The following is an 18,477-nucleotide window of genomic DNA, read 5'->3' as shown; positions in this document are numbered from 1 at the left end:
AGAATAAATATTAAAAAGAGACAAATAATGCAGGACTTGATACAGAAAGCCGGACAAGTAAAACTATTGGTCATGGATGTTGATGGTATTTTATCCAATGGTCAAATTATCTATGATGCCAATGGTGTTGAGACCAAAGCATTCTCCGTACAGGATGGTGTGGGTGTTAAGTCGTTAGCGCGTTACGGTATTTTGACAGCCATTATTACTGGCCGTAGTAGTGCGATGGTAAACAAGCGCGCAGCAGAAATGGGCGTCAACCATGTAGTGCAAGGACGTGATGATAAATTAATTGCGCTAAACGAGCTGCTGTCCTCTCTAGATCCTGCCCTGAATATCACTGCTGCCGACTGTGCCTATATGGGTGATGATTTACCAGACATTAAGGCGATGCAAACAGTAGGGTTTGCGGCCACCGTACCTAACGCGCATGCTGAAGTTATCAAGCGCAGTGACATGGTAACGACTCGTACTGGCGGTACTGGAGCGGTGCGCGAGATATGTGACCTTATTTTAAAAGGTCATGGACATTATCAAGACTTTATCGCGCATTACACGCTTGATGAGGCGCAAACTCAGGATAACCAGTCGTGAATACACGTGTCTTAATTGTATTAGCCTTAATTATTGCCGGTATCGCGGGTTGGTTTTTTCAGCAGCAAGGCGACGTAACGCCGCCAGTCAATATTGAAACGACAGATGTCGATTATGAAGCCACTGATATCAAAGCCGTGCAGACGAATGAGCAAGGCGAAACCGAATACGAGCTTACCGCTGAGTCTTTGACGCATAATCCTGAGACCAATCAGGATGAAATGTCAGGCATTACCATGAATTGGGAACCATCTGCAGAGCAACGCTATCGTATTCAAGCGGGCAGTGCAGCTATTAGTCAACAGACAGGGGAGCTTAGTTTATCAGGTGGATTTACACTGGTGAGCGAAGGCAATAAGAGTACCCCTGATATCGAACCAATAAAAGTAACTGGTAGTACGCTAAAGGGCAATACGAAATCAGGCAAAGTATACAGTGACGCGCCTGTGAAAATCGAACAAGGCATGAATCGATTTGAAGCCTCTAGTATGACTGCCAATCTTGAGACGGGAGAGTATGAATTTGGCCAAGTTGCTGTTGCCTTTTCTCCATCTGAACGCCAAGATAAAGCATTATTTTAATCAAAGTACTTCTTATTTACTGTGTCAAAAAATAGCAGCTAGCATAAAGTTTGCAAATCCTACCACCTATTATGAAATGAGTTATTTATATGAAACTTAAATTTTTGCCTACTTTACGCGCATCATCACTCTGCTTGCACAAATTGCGCGCACTGCCAATGGTGATGTTATTGGCGCTACCGCTATATAGTCATGCATTGCCATCAGATTCTAATCAGCAGATCAAATTGCTAGCGGATAAAGCCACTTATAGTGAGCGTACCGGCGTGACCAGTTATGCAGGTAATGTCATTATTACTCAAGGTACGTTTAAGATGACGGCCGACAACATCACGGTCAATCTATCTCAGCAGCGTAGCATTAACTCAGCGGTAGCAACTGGCCGTCCAGCGACTATGCAGCAAGTAGTCACGCCAGAAAAGGGCTTGGCAAAAGGGCAGGCTAATAAGATTGACTACAACGCAGTGTCTGGGATTATTACGCTAACTGGCAATGCAAAGTTGGTTCAAAATGGTGCAAGCTTCGCTGGTAATGTTATCCGTTATAGCCTAAAAGCAGGTGATGTTGAAGCGACTGCTGGTGGCAATCAGCGCGTTGAATTGGTATTCCCGCCTAACAATAGTACAAACCAAAGTGGCGTACGTTAATCCAAATAAACAGGCTATGAGTAAATAAGTCTGCCTTTAGCAATGCTAAAATTTTGTGAAAGTAAGAGTAAGTTATGAGCGATGATAAAAATCTAGACCTATCGGCATCAAACACCAATACGGCGCCTGTCGCTCGATTGACTATGCAGAATTTAGGCAAGCGCTATGGAAAGCGTTGGGTGGTCAAAGACGTGTCGTTTTCTGTCGAACAGGGTCAAGTCGTCGGACTGTTGGGGCCTAATGGTGCTGGTAAAACGACTAGCTTCTATATGGTGGTGGGACTAGTCAATATGGATAAGGGCCGTGTTACGCTAGGTAAAATGGATTTATCTAAATACGCAATGCACGAGCGTGCGCGTGCGGGTATCGGCTATCTGCCGCAAGAGGCATCAATCTTTCGTAAACTATCTATCGAAGACAATATCTTAGCTATTTTACAGACTCGCACAGAATTAAATAAAGCTGAACAGCAGCAAGAGCTTGAAAAGTTGATTGGCGAGTTCCATTTAGAACATGTGCGCAAGTCTCAGGGTATGAGCGTGTCAGGCGGTGAGCGTCGTCGCTGTGAGATTGCGCGAGCATTGGCCGCTGATCCTAAGTTTATATTATTGGATGAACCTTTTGCAGGGGTAGATCCTATCTCTGTCGGCGATATCAAAGACGTTATTTTGACGCTTAAAAATCGCGGCATTGGCGTTTTAATTACTGATCATAATGTTCGAGATACATTAGCTATTTGCGAAAAGGCTTATATCGTATCAGAAGGCGCTATCATTGCAGAAGGCACTTCGGCTGAAGTGTTAGAAAATGATTTAGTAAAATCTGTTTATCTAGGTAAAGACTTCCAAGTATAAGTGAGAGCGTTAAATCCCTTATCTCATACTCTATTTTATATAGTGCGCTTAAAACAAAAAGATGCCGTTAAAGTAGAGTTATGCTGTTATAGATTTTCCTTACTTCCTATGCATTTTGCTTTCCAAACGCTGCTTAAAACTCATACCAATAGTTTTGTATTTTCTAATTAACTAATAGAGCTGGCTAAAACTATCTTATATAGAGCTTAGAAGCCAGTTACTACTTATATCTACAATTAATATCTCTACAATTAACATCATCCTCTTTCAAGTACAGCTTGCAAAACCAATAGCTGACTTATCATAACAAATATTTTTGAATCAGCGCTTATAAAGCGTGACAATACTTTCTTCATTATTCTCGATTGACCCTCTGAATAAGGCTTATAAGCTATGGCAAAAAATAAAAGCAGCTATGTCTGTCAGCATTGTGGCGCGCATTTTGGTAAATGGGCTGGGCAGTGTACGGATTGCGGGGAATGGAATAGCTTGGTTGAAGCCCCAAATGTCAGCATGCCCCATCATAATAAGAGCACCGCGAAGCCTAATAACGCACGAGCTGCTACTCGTGGTACCAGTGCGCCAGCTGGTAACTATTCCGGTACTCACAGTGCTGTCATGCCGCTTAACGCAGTAAGTGTGACGCTCGACACACGCTTACCAACCGGTATCAGTGAGTTCGATCGCGTACTTGGCGGTGGACTGGTGGCGGGTTCTGTGGTGTTAATCGGTGGTGATCCAGGTATTGGTAAATCAACGATTCTGCTGCAAACCGCGACCAATATGGCACGAGCTGATTCATTGGCAGGTAGTGCATTATACGTGACGGGTGAAGAGTCACTTGCACAGGTGGCCATGCGAGCCAAACGCTTAGACTTGCCTGCTGATAGACTGCGTGTACTGGCCGAAACTAACGTAGAAACTATCTGTGCTGCATTAACGCAAGAGCAGCCAGCCATCGCTATTATTGATTCTATTCAGACAATTTATACAGACGCTATCAACTCTGCACCAGGTGGTGTCAGTCAGATTAGAGAGTCTGCTGCGATTTTGACGCGCTATGCTAAGCAAACAGGGACAGCGCTATTTTTAGTAGGACATGTAACCAAAGAAGGTACGCTAGCGGGTCCGCGAGTATTGGAGCATATGGTTGATACGGTACTCTATTTTGAAGGCCAGTCTGACTCGCGTTTTCGTATGATTCGTGCGGTCAAGAATCGCTTTGGTGCGGTTAATGAGTTGGGCATCTTTGGTATGACTGATATGGGACTCAAAGAAGTCGCTAATCCATCAGCGATATTTTTAAGTCGTTATGACAAACCTGTTGCTGGATCTGTGGTGATGGTCAGTCGTGAAGGTACAAGGCCATTGTTAGTAGAAGTGCAAGCCTTGGTCGATGATTCACAAGGCTCACCTAGAAGAATGGCGCTAGGTCTAGATTTTCAGCGTTTATCCATGCTACTAGCGGTGATGCATCGTCACGGCGGGATACATACCAGTGGACAAGATGTCTATGTCAACGTCGTTGGTGGCGTTAAAGTCATAGAGACAGGATCTGATTTGGCCGTACTGTTGGCTTGTGCTTCAAGTATTAAAGAGAGAGCGTTACCATCTTCATTAGCCGTATTTGGTGAAGTCGGTCTATCGGGTGAGATACGCCCAGTACCTAACGGACAAGAGCGCCTAAAGGAAGCGATGAAGCATGGGTTTAAGCATGCCATTATTCCAAAGGCCAATGCACCTGCTAAAGATGCGCCTCAGTTCAAAGGTATCAATGTGATTGCTGTTGAACGTCTTGATGATGCTATCGAAAGCGCATTTGAGTTATAAGATATATCGAACTAATAGTACTTTATTTTGAGTAGTTCAGTCGCTACTATTAGCCTAGAGCGATAAATATAGACCATAAAAAAAGCCTAACTAATGATTAGTTAGGCTTTTTTTGCTATATAGGCTAGCAATATTATTGGTCTTTAAAACTGATACCTAAAATTAAGGTCCTGCAACGCGCTCGATAGCAACGTTACCCACGCCTTTGCTCGTAATACCGAGTTTTTTGGCAGCACCATAAGATAAATCTAAAACACGGTTGCCATGGAATGGGCCACGATCGTTCACTTTTACCACGACACTTTTACCATTGGTCTTGTTAGTAACTTTGACATAGCAGTTCAATGGCAATGAGCGATGCGCTGCAGTTAAACCGTTCATGTCAAAAGTTTCGCCACTGGCAGTCTTGCGACCATGAAACTTACGACCATACCAAGACGCAAGGCCAGTCTGCTTGAACTTACTGACAGAGTTAGAGGCGACAGCTGTTAGACGCTCTAGTACGTCTTCATCATTGGTGACTTGTGTCGTATCATTGGCTAACAACGAGCTGCTAAGTGCCAATGAAGTAGGCTGACGGGCTGACTTTACCAAACTTGATGCACCATCATGTTGACGGCTTAATTCACCAAGTACACGGTCAATGTGGGAGGCGTTATCTTGCGAAATCATAGCAAGTGTGGTCTTTGCTTCTACAGCATTTGCATTGGTAGCGACTGCAGAGCCAGCAAATAACATTGCTGACATTGTAAGTAAACCAGATAAACGCTTGTTCATAAATACCTCTATAACTTATACATCAAAACCTAACTCTAAGTATTTTAGATTGAGCATGGCATTAATCTATTGTTTTCATATTGATTAACGAATGGCTCTTATAGATATTAATATATGGTAATTTTTCATTTCATTATCATCAGTATTCAGTACCTCTAATAGATAGAGTGACTGACGATACGCTCAAATGATAGTTAGCGATAAGCATTGAATACAAAGTCCAAAATCAGGACTGAGTGACAATGTCACTATATGTCGTATTTACATGATGTGCGATATACAAACTTCATTAGAATGATACGTTACTAAAAGGTTCGTAGGACATCGCGTATCGCTATGTTATCAAACCGTTAATTAAGTAGTGTATTTGAAAGTCTGGAATCTACAAGATGCTAACTATACGGCTACGCTACAACCTAAATATATTTAAATGCAAAGTTTATTAGTAGCTATGTACGGGTTATGTATCAGAGTACAGTAAAACGAGGTTAACGCAATTTTTTGTAAAAAACAAGGAATAAAATCTTTCTGAACTTATAGGTGGTTAACTAATATCGGAAATTACGTCAATTTTCTAGTAAAAATAAGGGGCGCTAAAACGAATAATTATTTCAGATTTGTAACTATTATAGCGACTGATATGAACATAAATTATATGAAGACCATTAAAATAAAAAAGCCATAGCGCGAAGAATAAAACTTTTCTTCGCGCTATGGCTCATTGTCTTTTATCAAATCATTAGTAGTACAAAACAATTTATCTTAATGGTACTACCATAATTATTACAACGACTTACTTTAAAGTTGGTTTGTATAAAAAGTACCTGATACAAATTAGCCGGATTTATGTGTATGGATAGACATGAGTAGGCCAAATCCTGCCATCAAAGTCACGATAGCCGTACCACCATAACTAATAAATGGTAGTGGAACACCTACGACAGGCAAAATGCCGCCAACCATGCCGACATTGACGAATATATAAACAAAGAAAGACATGGCGATAGCACCAGCCAACAATCTGCTGTAAACATCAGGATGGGTGAAAGCGATATATAAGGCGCGTGACAGAAGGCAAAAGTAAATGAACATCAGTAGCATCACACCGAGCAAACCAAACTCCTCGGAGAAGGCGGCAATGATAAAGTCAGTATGGCCTTCTGGTAGGAAATGTAGGTGTGATTGTGTGCCTTCCAGATAACCTTTTCCAGTGAGGCCACCAGAGCCAATAGCTGTCTTCGATTGAATAATGTTCCACCCAGCGCCTTGCACATCTGCTTCAGGATTAAGGAGTGTCAATACCCGCGTACGCTGATAGTCGTGGAGTAAAAAGTTCCAAGCAAAGGCAATAAATGGTACAGCCAAAATTACAGCAGCAGAAATCAATCGCCATGAAAGGCCTGCTAGGAAAAGCACAAATATGCCACTGGCAGCGACCAGTAGTGATGTACCAAGATCAGGTTCTTTAGCAATTAATAGCACCGGTACAATGATTAATGCCAAGGTAATAGCAATGCTAGATGCTGACGGTGGCAAATCACGCTTAGACAAAAACCAAGCACACATCATTGGCATACCAAGCTTCATAAACTCTGAAGGCTGCACACTACCGAACCCAGGCAAATTGATCCAGCGCTGAGCACCCATACGTACTTCACCGATAATATCTACCAGCACTAATAATATAAGCCCTAAGACATAAAATATAGGCGTAAAAGTACGATAGAGACTAGGCGGTATCTGCGCCATGGTAAACATCACAGCGAATGCCACCCCATAACTGACCATTTGGCGAATAACCATACCAATATCTTGGCTGGCGGCGCTGTATAGAATCGTCAGACCAATACAACAAACCGTCAATAACAGTAAAGTTAACCATGGGTCGATATGAATGCGTTGCCATAGTGTCGGTGCATGACCTTGACCCAAATGATGGCTTTGACGTGAAAAACGATATTGCGGGTTAGAAGACATAGGCAGAATTTGGCTAACAATTGGTGTAGGAGGGAAGTACTAACTAAATTATCTCATTATAAACAACGATGAGAATCGTACTAAAAAGTACCGACTTTAATAAAATTATGCGAGCACGCGATGGCTATATCATTCACAAATAATAATAAAGTCACTCAATTATAAAAGTTGTAAGGATAAGTGTTAATTATCAATATTGGACTTCAAATTAGAAGCGATAGTTTAGCCTGCTTGTTGAAAATTTGATAGTATCGATAAAACGTTTTTAGCGGTAGTTTCTTGCAATGATAAAATCAAAAATCCATGCGTATAGGCAAATTTGCCAACCTATTATCACCCTTATCCTATGTGCTGGCAGTGTCAGTGCTCATGCCGTTATTATCAGCGACGATAGTGAGCGCCGTATTCAAATACGTCAAAGTAGCAGTACAAGCAATAACAGTAATGCGTATATAACGCCATCTACTAACAGCTCAAATCAGCGTCCTGGTGTCACCATGTTGAGTGGTGCGAATGCATCAAATGGCGACAGTATGCAAAACTTGATTGTGCAAAAACAGCGTGATTTCGAGATTGATGCTAGGTTGTCCATTGAAGAAAACAAACGTGTGAATGTAGTAAGACGCGGTGCTACTTATAGTACAGCAAACAACACCTATAATGGTGCTTATAACGATTCTATGAGTATGGACTTTAAAGCATGGTCAAATAGCAATAGTTATCGTGCCAGACAAGTAGCAGAGTACGAACGCTATCTCAGCGCACGAGTCGGGTCACAGAATGTACCGCCATTGTCTCAACTGCTGACGACTGCCCGTAGCTGGAGTAAATGCGGGTATGAGCCGTATCAATTGCCACCTCAAGAGCTATGGTCTAACATTGTACCAACATTGCGCCTTTATAGTGAGTTGAAAAACCAAGGTATTTTACCACTCAGCAGTGAGATACGTTCGGTATATCGTAACCCGGGTTTGAATGATTGTGCAGGCGGGGCAGATGGTAGTAAGCATATGAATGCAAGTGCTATCGATATCTGGGTACCTGAGTACGAAGACAATTTATGGCGCTTGAGTACCATGCATGATGGCTTATGTCAGTTTTGGCAGTATCAAGGACAGCCTTATAACTTTGGCTTAGGATTATATGCGACAGGGGCTATTCATTTAGATACTGATGGTTATCGCAAATGGGGATTCAATCACGCTAGTAGTTCCTCTTCTTGCCGCTATTAATTGATTTATCAAGAATCGAAAGTTCAAATGAATATAAAGTTAGCCGAGATAACGCTATATATATTCATTTTTATATATACTATTCCGGTGTTTACTAAAAATAATAATTTTGTAATTATTTGGTAGGATTCATAGGATAGACGCATGAGTTCATTAAAAATTTGTTTAGTCTTTAAAGACTATGCTTTAATAATATGTGTTATCAATCGCCTTTATATTTTCATGGCTCATAAAGAAAACCACCAAATTTACTTTAAGCGAAAACTATGAAAAATCAGCGCTCGACAATGAAAAGCTATCATAAATTAAATAACGAGAAGCAAAGTTTTTTGCACTCGAACTATAAGTATGGCGTTTTGTTTACTTCTGCACTTATGTCGGTATTATTGATTAGTGCGTGTAGTACAGAGATGTCCTCTGAAAATAATATGATAGTGACGGATAAGTCTGATAGACATGTACAAAGCTCTAAAGAGATAGAAGATAGTATCAAGAACTCTTATGCTCGTTTGGCATCTAAGCGCTCTGATGTCTGTCCAAAATTAATTCAAGAAGAAACGGGTAATCAGGTTATTGAACGTATATCAGAGGTCATGGTAAATGACTACTGTGATTATTTTTTATATCCGCGAGAGGGTCAGCGCCTCAATGTTAAAGTAGATAACCGTCAAATAGAAGCGCTATTAATTGTGCCAACGCTACACAACTTTGCCAATGGTAATTATAAAGTGACGTCTTATGATAAGCACGTTATCCGTCTGAGCTATAACGGGGCCACCCATAAGCCTGAGCATTTTGTCTATGATGTTGCACTAAAAATTTCTGACGCCAAGCATTCCTAATACTAAGTATTAAGAATGTTCTGCTTCTTATTTAGAAATCATAGTAATCTAAATATTTAAATGGACATATTATAAGCAGTATTCTTTACCACTTATAATACGTCCACAAAATTAATGAGCCTTATTTTTTCTAAACTACTTCTTAGCGATTTATTTCTTACTGGTTTTCTTTACCGCTTGCTTTTCTTTCCACGGATCTTCTTGCCCAACCGTAACTATTAAAAAGTTATCAGGCTTTAGCGTATCTCGCATGGTTTGATTGACCTCTGAAAGTGTGACTTGATCAATGCGATTGGTATAGTCAGCTAAGTAATTATTCGGTAATTGGTAAAAGTTCATCATTCCGAGTAAGCCATTAATACCTGCATTGCTCGCAAATCCCATTGGAAAGCTATTTTTCAAATTATCTGTAGTTAAGCGCATCTCCTCATTGGTGATACCTTTGTCCAGTGTCTCGTTAATAACCGCTAAGCTTGCATCAATAGCTGCACGCGCCCTGTCATTACGTGTCGAAAAACCAATTTGGTAGGGGCCTCGAGAGAGCATTGGATTCATCGATCCTGAGATTCCATAAGTATAGCCAAGGTTTTGTCTCACCTCCGTCATTAGCCGTGCATTAAAATCACTGCCTGCCATGACTTCGTTTCCAACAGCAAAGTTGGTCTGCTGCTGCTGTGCTATTGGGTCGGTAGCTCGTTTGCTACCCAATTGTCCCATAAGGACAGTGGTTTGAGTGCTTGGGAATGGAATATGAACATGCTGCGCTTGAGTAAGTGGTTTCGGCTCAGGTAAATCAGTGGCAGCTTGGCCAGTAGGCAATTTAGCAGTGATGTCTTCTGCCAGTTTTTTGGCTTGGTCTAATGTTAGGTTGCCTGTCATAGCAACAGATGCATTTGCTGCCACTAGATATTTATTTTTAAAGTCTATCAGTTGCTGTTTCTCAATCGTAGGAACGCTTTCTAGTGTGCCGACTGATGGATGCGCGTAAGGGTGAGTACCGTACAAAGCATCATTGAAAGCGATACTTGCTAAGCTATTAGGATCTTGTTTTTGTTGCTGCAGGCCTACCAACAGTCTTGCTTTATTGCGTGCTAGAACTTGCTCGTCAAACGTAGGCTCACTCACCATCTGTGTCATTAAATCAATGGCTGGCAGGAGATGCTTGTCATCGGATAAGCTACGTAGTGAAACGATGAACATATCCTTATAGGCGCTACTGCTTAGATTGATGCCCAACGTTTCCACTGCACGTGTAAATGCGTTTTCATCTAGGCTTTTTGAGCCCTGTTCGAGCATCGTCGCTGTCATATTCGCAATACCAAAACCATCCTTTTTGATACTACCATCACGCGCGCTACCAGCATTAAAACGCAAATCAACATCGACGATTGGCAAGGTGGTCGTTTGTACAAACATAACAGGTACGCCAGACTTGGTCTTAAACTGTTGAATGGTCGGTACGGTGACTTTTAAAGGTTTGTCATCGTCTAAGCTGGTTAGCTTAGATAAGGCAGCAATTGGCGCACTTGCATCGACTGCAGCAGGTGAGCGGTAATCTTCAGCAGTCGTTGTATTAGCCTGCGTAGTAGTAGCCAAGACGCTAAAAGCAAAAATTACGCTAGCACTGAGGTAGGATCGCTTTTTAGATGCGATGGTGCTTCTTATAGAAGATGAAGCATCCTTAAAAGATTCTTGTTTTGCTTTAGAGTCGTATTTATTCTGAATCATGAGTTTCTTCTTATTAAGAATACGGTGTTATGGCCATTTTTATGAGATGTTTGATAATAGATAGCGACTATTTCGCTGGGGTTTTATTGTCTTTAGGTGGCACGACATGCATCACCGTTAAGTTGTCCTTGACCAAATATTTTTTACTGGCAGCCTGAATATCAGCCACACTGATACCATCGAGCTTAGCTGGTAACTTAGAAAGTAATCTATCATCTAGACCGATAGATTGTAACGAGCCTATCATACGTGCTTGTCCTTCCATGCTGTCTTGCGCATAAATCAAACCAGTAACCGTATTGGTCTTGGCGCGACTAATCTCGTCATTGGCAATAGGATCGGTTTTTAGCTTTTCTATTTCTGAAGTTATGGCTTGTTGTGCTTGCTCTAAGCTGACGCCTTCACGAGGTGTTGCTTGTATTAAAAACAGCCCATCGCCGCGATCTAACAAGTCGTAAGAAGTACCAACTGTGGTTAGAAGACCTTGCTCACGTATCAGTCGACTCTCTAAGCGTGCAGATAAGCCGCCATCGAGCACATCTTGCGCAAGTGACAGGGCGTAAGCTTGTTTTTCATTGTTTGAGCCTGTCGTGGCAAGGCTTGGCACGTTGTAACCCATCAGTAGAACGGGCACTTGTACGGCTTGCTCAGAGTCTACCTTTTGATAACCACGGAAGCCTTTTTGAGTTACAGAGGTACGTTTGGGTAGGTTGCTTTTTTCTAAATCACCAAAGTAACGTTTGACTTGAGTAAGTACTTCTTGTGGTTGCACGTCACCGACGATGACTAACGTTGTATTATTTGGTGCATACCATGTCTTATACCAGTCTTTTAAATCTGAAAGTTTAATCGATTCTAGCTCGTTCATAGGCCCAATGACAGATTCGCCTTTTGGGCTGTCAGGCAAAGCTAGCAGACGAAATGACTCATACGCTTTGGCAAGCGGATTGTCGTCAGTACGTTGGCGACGCTCTTCCATGACCACTTGATGCTCTTTGGCAAATTCTTTGTCATCGAATATAAGGTTTTTCATGCGATCTGCTTCAAGCTCTAGCGCTAACGGCATACGATTGGCAGGGAATAGCTCGTAGTATCCGGTATAGTCATAGCTGGTAAAGGCATTGTTGACGCCGCCAAACTTAGCAATTAGTCGCTCATAATCATCACTAGAGACATTGGTCGTGCCTTTAAACATCATGTGCTCGAGTAAATGAGAGATACCGCCTTTATCAAGAGGCTCATCTGCCGAGCCCACTCGGTACCAGATTTGTGTCATAGCGACAGGGGCACGGTGGTCTTCTTTTATGACGACTTTTAGACCATTTTTTAACTGATATTCATGTCGACCTGACATGTCCATTGTCAACTCAGACGACTGTGTGTCTTTACTCGTTTTATTTTCATCTGATATGTTTTGAGCCAAGCTATCGGTTACGGTTGAGCTTGTCGCAGTTGCAGAATTAGTAGGCACCGTGTTGGTTTGACACGCAGTAAGTGACGCTGCTACTGCTAAGGCACAAGCAATGCGTAATGGCGCAGCTGCTAGAGGTAAAGACAATGACATGGTATGGTCTACTTATATAAAATAATAACTGAAGAATTAAATGCTAATCATAGTAATAAATGGCATTACAAAGAGGTCTGAGCACCAACCATAACGCTAGCAGTCGGTCTAAACTCTTGCGTCGTGGTGCAACCGGTCACCAATATAGTCGTCGTTAATAAAACCGCCACACTGATGCTAATTTTCTTATAGTGCTTAGAGAATAATGACATAACGGATTCCTAATAAGTATTTATCGAATAAGTCTTGGTAGAGTAGGCGAAGTCTGACAAGTAACAGGTCAGAATTTTGTGTCCAAACCTTAAGCAAAACTTTCTCAAATCATTGAGTGATTTTTTAAACAGATAAATTTTGACAATAGTCTAATAGGGTAAGGGCTGAGCATGACTTGAATTATGTTAAAATAGGTCAAAATTAAGCGTCATGTCGCTCGTAGCCAGATGACAACCTATAAATCCATTAACAATAAACAAATAATTGATCGTGATAACTTTTAGGGCAAACTTATGAACAACCCAAACAACAGCAACCGCGTAGTCATTAACCTTGATGCGGGTCTTGATGACTTAGATGACGATGATATTACCTTACCCAGTCTACCGGTGCAATCTGTGCCCATTATTGATGAAACAGAGAGTATTGCTTCACAAAAGGATAGTACGGTAAACCAAGACGTCTCTAGTAATGATGCTGCGGATAATATTGCTTTGGCGACGCCAATTGTTATGACAGAAGAGCATAACGTCCCTAAAGGTAATTCTGAAAGCTTTTCAAGCGCTACAGAGACAGCCGCTACAAGTCAAACTAATACTGCGTCGACTATTCCTGCTATGCCATTGCAGGAGCAATTGGGTGATACGCCAAGTGTAAACCCAGTGGCTGACAGTGACGCACAGGTAGCTACTATTAAAGAGCCTGCTACAGAGTCACAAGAGACAAAAGAAAATAAGAAAAAGGGCAGCTGGTTTAACCGTATGAAAACGGGCCTCAGTAAGTCACGCAAAAACTTAGCTGAAGGCATGGTCAGTATCTTAATCGGTGGTAAAGAGATTGATGACGAGCTATTAGAAGAAGTCGAAGATCAGCTATTGGTAGCCGATATTGGCGTCAACGCGACGAACCGTATCATCAAGAGCCTCACCGAGCAGACAGATCGTGGTGACTTGATCTATGCTCATTCTTTATATAAAGCATTGCAAAGTGAACTGGTTGATATCCTAACGCCAAAAGTTGAGCCATTGGTGATTGATACTAGCAAAAAGCCGTTTGTTATATTGGTAGTAGGTGTCAATGGCGTAGGGAAAACCACAACGATTGGTAAGCTTGCCAAGCGTCTACAAGGTGAGGGTAAGTCAGTCATGCTGGCAGCGGGTGATACATTCCGTGCGGCAGCTACTGAGCAGCTACAGATTTGGGGTGAGCGCAATCATATTCCAGTAGTGGCGCAAGGTCATGGTTCTGACAGCGCTTCTGTCATTTTTGATGCGATGCAATCAGCCAAAGCAAAAAATATCGATGTGCTCATCGCTGATACTGCGGGACGTCTGCAAAACAAGACACATTTGATGGCAGAGTTAGAGAAGGTCGTACGTGTCATGCGTAAAGCGGATCCAAGTGCCCCGCATGAAGGTATGATTGTACTGGATGCTGGCACGGGTCAAAATGCTATCAACCAAGTTGAACTGTTTAATAAAGTTGTGCCGCTGACAGGCATCACCATTACTAAGTTAGATGGTACTGCTAAAGGTGGCGTGGTATTTAATATTGCCGAAACGACAGATGTGCCTATCCGCTATATCGGTGTGGGTGAGTCGATTGACGACTTGCGTTCTTTTAGTCCGAAGCAATTTGTCGCCGCTTTGTTCGAGACCGACGATAAAGAATAAGATAGCCAGTTTTATCTGGTAAATCATTTTTAAAAGAATAGGGAAGTAGACGCTATGATAGTTACCACAGCATCCTTTGGGTCACATCTATTAACACTGATTGCTCGTATCAATGAACATGGTCAGCCTATGCTCGTTGAAGCCAACTGGCTGCTGGCAGGTAACTCATGGCATAGCTCAAAATCTGTACCTAAACTTAAAAAGTACTATGGTCTGACAGATGAAGACTTTACCTTTATAGATAAAAATAGCCTAAGCATGAATGAACCTGCTCAAGCGTTATTAATAGAAACGATTTTTCAACTTAAAGACTATGCTGATGGTAAACGTAAGACATTGGATTTGCCTTTAGACTTCTCTATGGGTACTGAGTTCCAGCAAAGAGTATGGCAGGCACTACAAGGTATTGAGTATGGCGAAACCATCAGCTATGCCACACTCGCGCAGCGTGTCAACAGTCCAAAGGGATTCCGTGCGGTTGCGCAGGCCAATGGAAAAAATCCTTTTAGCATTATCGTGCCTTGTCATCGAGTGATTGCAAGCGACGGTAAGCTCGGTGGCTATACAGGCGGGCTAGATAAAAAAGAGTATTTACTAGCATTAGAAGGAAGTTGGACGTAAAACTAAATCTATCTTAATAAAAAAGGGCCAAATACTTTTAGCATCTGGCCCTTTTTACTGAACAATTAATAAGTTTATGCTTCAAGCTGAGCCATGACCTCAGCAGAGAAGTTCACGTTAGTATAAACTTCTTGTACATCATCAGCATCTTCTAGCATATCAATCATCTTCATGATCTTTTCAGCATCATCGACATTGTCGATCTCAGCCGTGGTAGATGGTGACATAGTGACCTCGGCGTTGTCAGAAATCAGACCGGCCGCATTAAGGGCATCTTGAACTTGACCGAAACTTTCCCATTCAGTGATAACGAGCAAGCTTTCACCATCATTTTCGATATCAACGGCGCCCGCATCTAGTGCAACGAGCATGACCTCATCTTCTAAACTAACATCGTTAAAAGTGATTTCGCCACGTTTAGTGAATAGATACGCCACTGAACCTGATGTGCCAAGATTACCATCATTTTTGGTAAAAGCATGACGTACTTCACTGACCGTACGGTTAAGATTATCCGTCATGGTTTCGACCAATACAGCCACACCACCAACACCATAACCCTCATAACTGACTTCTTCCATGTTTTCATTATCGCCGCCACCTGTACCACGGTCGACAGCACGATTAATTGTGTCGCGCGTCATATTGACGGATAGGGCTTTTTCGATAACGGCACGTAAGCGTGGGTTTTTGTCAGGATCGGGATCGCCTTGTTTGGCAGCTGAAACGATTTCGCGAATAATCTTGGTAAATATCTTACCCCTTACTGCATCCTGACGGGCTTTACGGTGTTTAATATTTGCCCATTTTGAATGGCCTGCCATATAACATCCTTAAGTTCTACGTACTATTTTTATGGGTAAAAAAAGTGATTAACAACAACCTTCGGTATCTGATTGCCTGATTTTATACTATCATTACTTTGTCTATTTGAGGTAGTAGCGCTACTGGCACGTTAACGATTTGTATGTTGTTGAGAGTGCTTTTTTGCTACACTGTGGCAACTTATAGATTGTATTCACTGTGATAGGTGAGCGATATTATAAACCAGTTTTAGCTATTTTGACCAACTTGCCCTTATCCATCACATTTTAAGTCATTGCGTGCTATCAAGCCATTGATTTTATAAAGTACTGATTCTATGAAGCAACCAACCGCCGAAGCTCTTACACACTTGCGTAACCGTACGCATATCATTATTGAAGGCACAGATACTCGTCTGGGTAAGCTCTTTGATATTGTATTGCTGATTGCAATTTTAGCCAGTGTGGCCGTCGTCATGCTTGATAGTGTGCTATATATGCGTTTGCAGTATGGCACGTTGTTCTTTTATGCAGAGTGGTTTTTTACCATTTTGTTTACCATTGAGTATGCGTTAAGGCTATTTTCAGCACCCAACCGCTTACGCTATGCTTTTAGTTTCTTTGGGATAGTAGACTTACTGTCTGTATTGCCAAGTTATTTGAGCCTCATGTTTGTGGGCGTGCAGTATCTACTCGTGATACGGGTATTACGTATTTTACGTGTGTTCCGCGTTCTTAAGCTCAAGGCCTATATGCAGCAGGCTGGGTTTTTAGCGTCTGCATTAAAAACCAGTCAGCAGAAAATCACGGTTTTCTTCCTATCGCTTGTATTGTTAGTAACCATCTTTGGTTCAATTATTTATGTGGTAGAAGGGCCGGAAAATGGATTTACCAGTATTCCATTGTCTATTTACTGGGCAGTTGTCACCATGACGACAGTAGGCTACGGTGACATGTCACCCAAAACACCGCTTGGCCAAGCAATTGCAACCATGGTCATGATCACGGGTTATTCGATTATTGCGGTACCAACAGGTATTTTTACGTCAGAGTTAGCGCGTAACATGCGTCCACAGTTGAACCCAGTGACTTGTCCAAACTGTGGTAAATTCGGCCATGCAGTAGGGGCAGACTTTTGCGATCGTTGTGGACATGCGCTACATATCTAAAGATAGATTTAATCGTGGCAGTCAATATACCTACTACGCATCGATATATTCATCAACCAGTGGTGACAGGTCGATCTCGACGCCTAGATTGACCAGATTCCAGTACTGTCCTGATACAGTACGGTCTAGCATCATAGTGGTAGCTGAGGGTTGAAACTGACCAAAGTACTTTAAAGATGTACGCATCTGTGCAATGGCCTCGTGATGGACTTGGCTACTGCCAAAATCAAATTCGCCTTCTTGATAGGGGCTAATGGATAAAGGTTTGAGTCCGATAGATAGCCACTTTTCATAAAAATCACCAGGGATGTTTTTGTCATCTTCGCGGCGAATATCTAGGGCAATCAAATCTTGCTCAAGTGCAGTAACGTCACCTCTTAGCGCATGTTTGACAAAGCGTTTAAATAGCTGCACTTCGCTATCACTATAACTGCGGATACCCCCAAAATCATATGCCACGACACTGCCGTCATGACGGAACGCAAAGTTACCTGGATGAGGGTCGCAGTGCATACGGTACAACCCAAACAGCTGCCCTGCGGTAAAATGAAACAGACGCTCTGCTATTTTTTGTTTGACGTCATTGTCCCACGTCGCGGCGACAGTCAATGTCTCTCCCATCTCTTCGGTCAGCGTTAAAATCCGTCTAGAAGAATGGCTGCTAATCACTTTGGGAATAATAAGGCCTTCATCTTCTGCATGAAAAGCACCAAACACGCGTAAGTTATGAGCTTCTTTGACATAGTCCAATTCATCATGCAAGCTCTGGCGAATCTCATTAAAAAGCTGCTCTTGTAATTGTTTACTCATATTGAGCACGCCAGCGATTTTTAATGCCATACGTACTTGTTTGAGATCGCTATCACAGTTTTCATCGACATCAGGATACTGGACTTTGACCACTACTTTTTGACCCGATGGCAACGTCGCTTTGTGCACTTGTCCAATAGATGCTGCGGCAAAAGGTGTCTCTTCAAACTCGCTGAATAATTCTAAAATAGGCGCTTTCAATTCACGTTCAACTTGGGCTTGTATCTGCGCATACGGCATTGGCGGCGCATCTTTCTGTAGCTTTTCGAGTGCTGACGCAACCTCAGGCGGGAAAACATCCTTATATTGTGAAGCAATCTGTCCGACCTTCATTACCGCGCCTTTCATCTCACCCAATGTCTCGGCAATTTGAACGCCCACGTCTTGCATCAGGTCTGAGCGAGCTTGCAGACGTTTTTCTTCGTCACTTGAGAGATGCTTAAATGAGTTTTTGGCGGCTTTGCCAGCAATACTCGCTGTCATGCCAGCGAGTTTCATAAAGCGTTTTCCGGACGATTTTGCCATTCATGTCACCGTATAATGGGTTGTTTGCTCAGTCGTA

The 18,477-nt window shown here is 42.2% G+C and carries 16 protein-coding genes and 1 pseudogene; 10 read left to right on the top strand and 7 right to left on the bottom strand.

The features are described from left to right. Window positions 1–27: 27 nt before the first annotated feature. The 5 genes from IEE84_RS07450 to radA all read left to right on the top strand — a co-directional run bounded on the left by IEE84_RS07450 (window position 28) and on the right by radA (window position 4,506). Window positions 28–594 carry a KdsC family phosphatase gene (locus IEE84_RS07450; RefSeq protein WP_191113695.1) on the top strand — a complete coding sequence of 189 codons (567 nt, stop codon included), beginning with the start codon at window positions 28–30 and terminating at the stop codon, window positions 592–594. Further along, a complete protein-coding gene (gene lptC, locus IEE84_RS07445) occupies window positions 591–1,175 on the top strand; it encodes an LPS export ABC transporter periplasmic protein LptC (protein ID WP_057760443.1) in 585 nt (194 codons plus the stop codon). Before IEE84_RS07450 ends, lptC begins: the two co-directional genes overlap by 4 nt. A gap of 89 nt (window positions 1,176–1,264) precedes the next feature. Continuing rightward, complete coding sequence (gene lptA, locus IEE84_RS07440; protein ID WP_416383466.1) at window positions 1,265–1,822, top strand: lipopolysaccharide transport periplasmic protein LptA; 558 nt, start codon at window positions 1,265–1,267, stop codon at window positions 1,820–1,822. A 143-nt stretch (window positions 1,823–1,965) separates the two neighbouring features. After that, on the top strand, window positions 1,966–2,676 hold the full coding sequence (lptB, locus tag IEE84_RS07435; RefSeq protein ID WP_370587250.1) for an LPS export ABC transporter ATP-binding protein: 711 nt from the start codon (window positions 1,966–1,968) through the stop codon (window positions 2,674–2,676). Between the two features lie 393 nt (window positions 2,677–3,069). Continuing rightward, the gene (gene radA / locus IEE84_RS07430; protein WP_102094543.1) at window positions 3,070–4,506 is read left to right on the top strand and encodes a DNA repair protein RadA; all 1,437 of its coding nucleotides are present in this window, start codon (window positions 3,070–3,072) and stop codon (window positions 4,504–4,506) included. Between the two features lie 162 nt (window positions 4,507–4,668). Here the strand turns inward: radA and IEE84_RS13265 are convergent. Next, a pseudogene (locus IEE84_RS13265) lies at window positions 4,669–5,010 on the bottom strand (septal ring lytic transglycosylase RlpA family protein); the annotation flags it as partial. Window positions 5,011–6,117: 1,107 nt separating this feature from the next. Next, complete coding sequence (gene rodA, locus IEE84_RS07420; RefSeq protein ID WP_057760433.1) at window positions 6,118–7,260, bottom strand: rod shape-determining protein RodA; 1,143 nt, start codon at window positions 7,258–7,260, stop codon at window positions 6,118–6,120. Window positions 7,261–7,544: 284 nt separating this feature from the next. Here rodA and IEE84_RS07415 point away from each other — a divergent pair, with 284 nt between their 5' ends. Together IEE84_RS07415 and IEE84_RS07410 are read left to right on the top strand one after the other, a co-directional pair. Continuing rightward, window positions 7,545–8,492, top strand: a complete 948-nt coding sequence (locus IEE84_RS07415) for a D-Ala-D-Ala carboxypeptidase family metallohydrolase (RefSeq protein WP_191113694.1) — start codon at window positions 7,545–7,547, stop codon at window positions 8,490–8,492. A gap of 266 nt (window positions 8,493–8,758) precedes the next feature. Then, window positions 8,759–9,334 (top strand): hypothetical protein, encoded by a 576-nt coding sequence (locus tag IEE84_RS07410; RefSeq protein ID WP_191113693.1) that lies wholly within the window; start codon window positions 8,759–8,761, stop codon window positions 9,332–9,334. 150 nt (window positions 9,335–9,484) lie between these two features. Here IEE84_RS07410 and IEE84_RS07405 read toward each other — a convergent pair whose 3' ends face one another. From IEE84_RS07405 to IEE84_RS07395, 3 genes are all read right to left on the bottom strand, one after another. Beyond that, entirely contained in the window at window positions 9,485–11,062 is a 1,578-nt protein-coding gene (locus IEE84_RS07405; RefSeq protein ID WP_191113692.1) for a M16 family metallopeptidase, read from the bottom strand. 67 nt (window positions 11,063–11,129) lie between these two features. Next, the gene (locus IEE84_RS07400) at window positions 11,130–12,626 is read right to left on the bottom strand and encodes a M16 family metallopeptidase (protein WP_191113691.1); all 1,497 of its coding nucleotides are present in this window, start codon (window positions 12,624–12,626) and stop codon (window positions 11,130–11,132) included. A gap of 65 nt (window positions 12,627–12,691) precedes the next feature. Next, complete coding sequence (locus IEE84_RS07395) at window positions 12,692–12,838, bottom strand: hypothetical protein (RefSeq protein WP_191113690.1); 147 nt, start codon at window positions 12,836–12,838, stop codon at window positions 12,692–12,694. 762 nt (window positions 12,839–13,600) lie between these two features. Between IEE84_RS07395 and ftsY the strand changes: the two genes are divergently transcribed. Further along, entirely contained in the window at window positions 13,601–14,512 is a 912-nt protein-coding gene (gene ftsY / locus IEE84_RS07390; protein ID WP_227526712.1) for a signal recognition particle-docking protein FtsY, read from the top strand. A 54-nt stretch (window positions 14,513–14,566) separates the two neighbouring features. Then, complete coding sequence (locus IEE84_RS07385; RefSeq protein WP_191113688.1) at window positions 14,567–15,133, top strand: methylated-DNA--[protein]-cysteine S-methyltransferase; 567 nt, start codon at window positions 14,567–14,569, stop codon at window positions 15,131–15,133. A gap of 74 nt (window positions 15,134–15,207) precedes the next feature. Here the strand turns inward: IEE84_RS07385 and IEE84_RS07380 are convergent, their stop codons facing one another. Then, on the bottom strand, window positions 15,208–15,957 hold the full coding sequence (locus IEE84_RS07380; protein ID WP_191113687.1) for a YebC/PmpR family DNA-binding transcriptional regulator: 750 nt from the start codon (window positions 15,955–15,957) through the stop codon (window positions 15,208–15,210). Window positions 15,958–16,274: 317 nt separating this feature from the next. On the opposite strand from IEE84_RS07380, the gene IEE84_RS07375 reads away from it, so the two are divergent. Next, window positions 16,275–17,105 carry an ion transporter gene (locus IEE84_RS07375; RefSeq protein ID WP_057760421.1) on the top strand — a complete coding sequence of 277 codons (831 nt, stop codon included), beginning with the start codon at window positions 16,275–16,277 and terminating at the stop codon, window positions 17,103–17,105. A 33-nt stretch (window positions 17,106–17,138) separates the two neighbouring features. On the opposite strand, the gene IEE84_RS07370 is transcribed toward IEE84_RS07375, so the two are convergent. Further along, a complete protein-coding gene (locus IEE84_RS07370) occupies window positions 17,139–18,440 on the bottom strand; it encodes an ABC1 kinase family protein (protein ID WP_191113686.1) in 1,302 nt (433 codons plus the stop codon). Window positions 18,441–18,477: the final 37 nt, after the last annotated feature.

Origin of the sequence: Psychrobacter sp. 28M-43 (assembly GCF_014770435.1) — a bacterium.
GTDB lineage: Bacteria > Pseudomonadota > Gammaproteobacteria > Pseudomonadales > Moraxellaceae > Psychrobacter.
The sequence above is the reverse complement of the archived record's forward strand: the minus strand, read 5'-3'. Positions and strand labels throughout refer to the sequence as shown.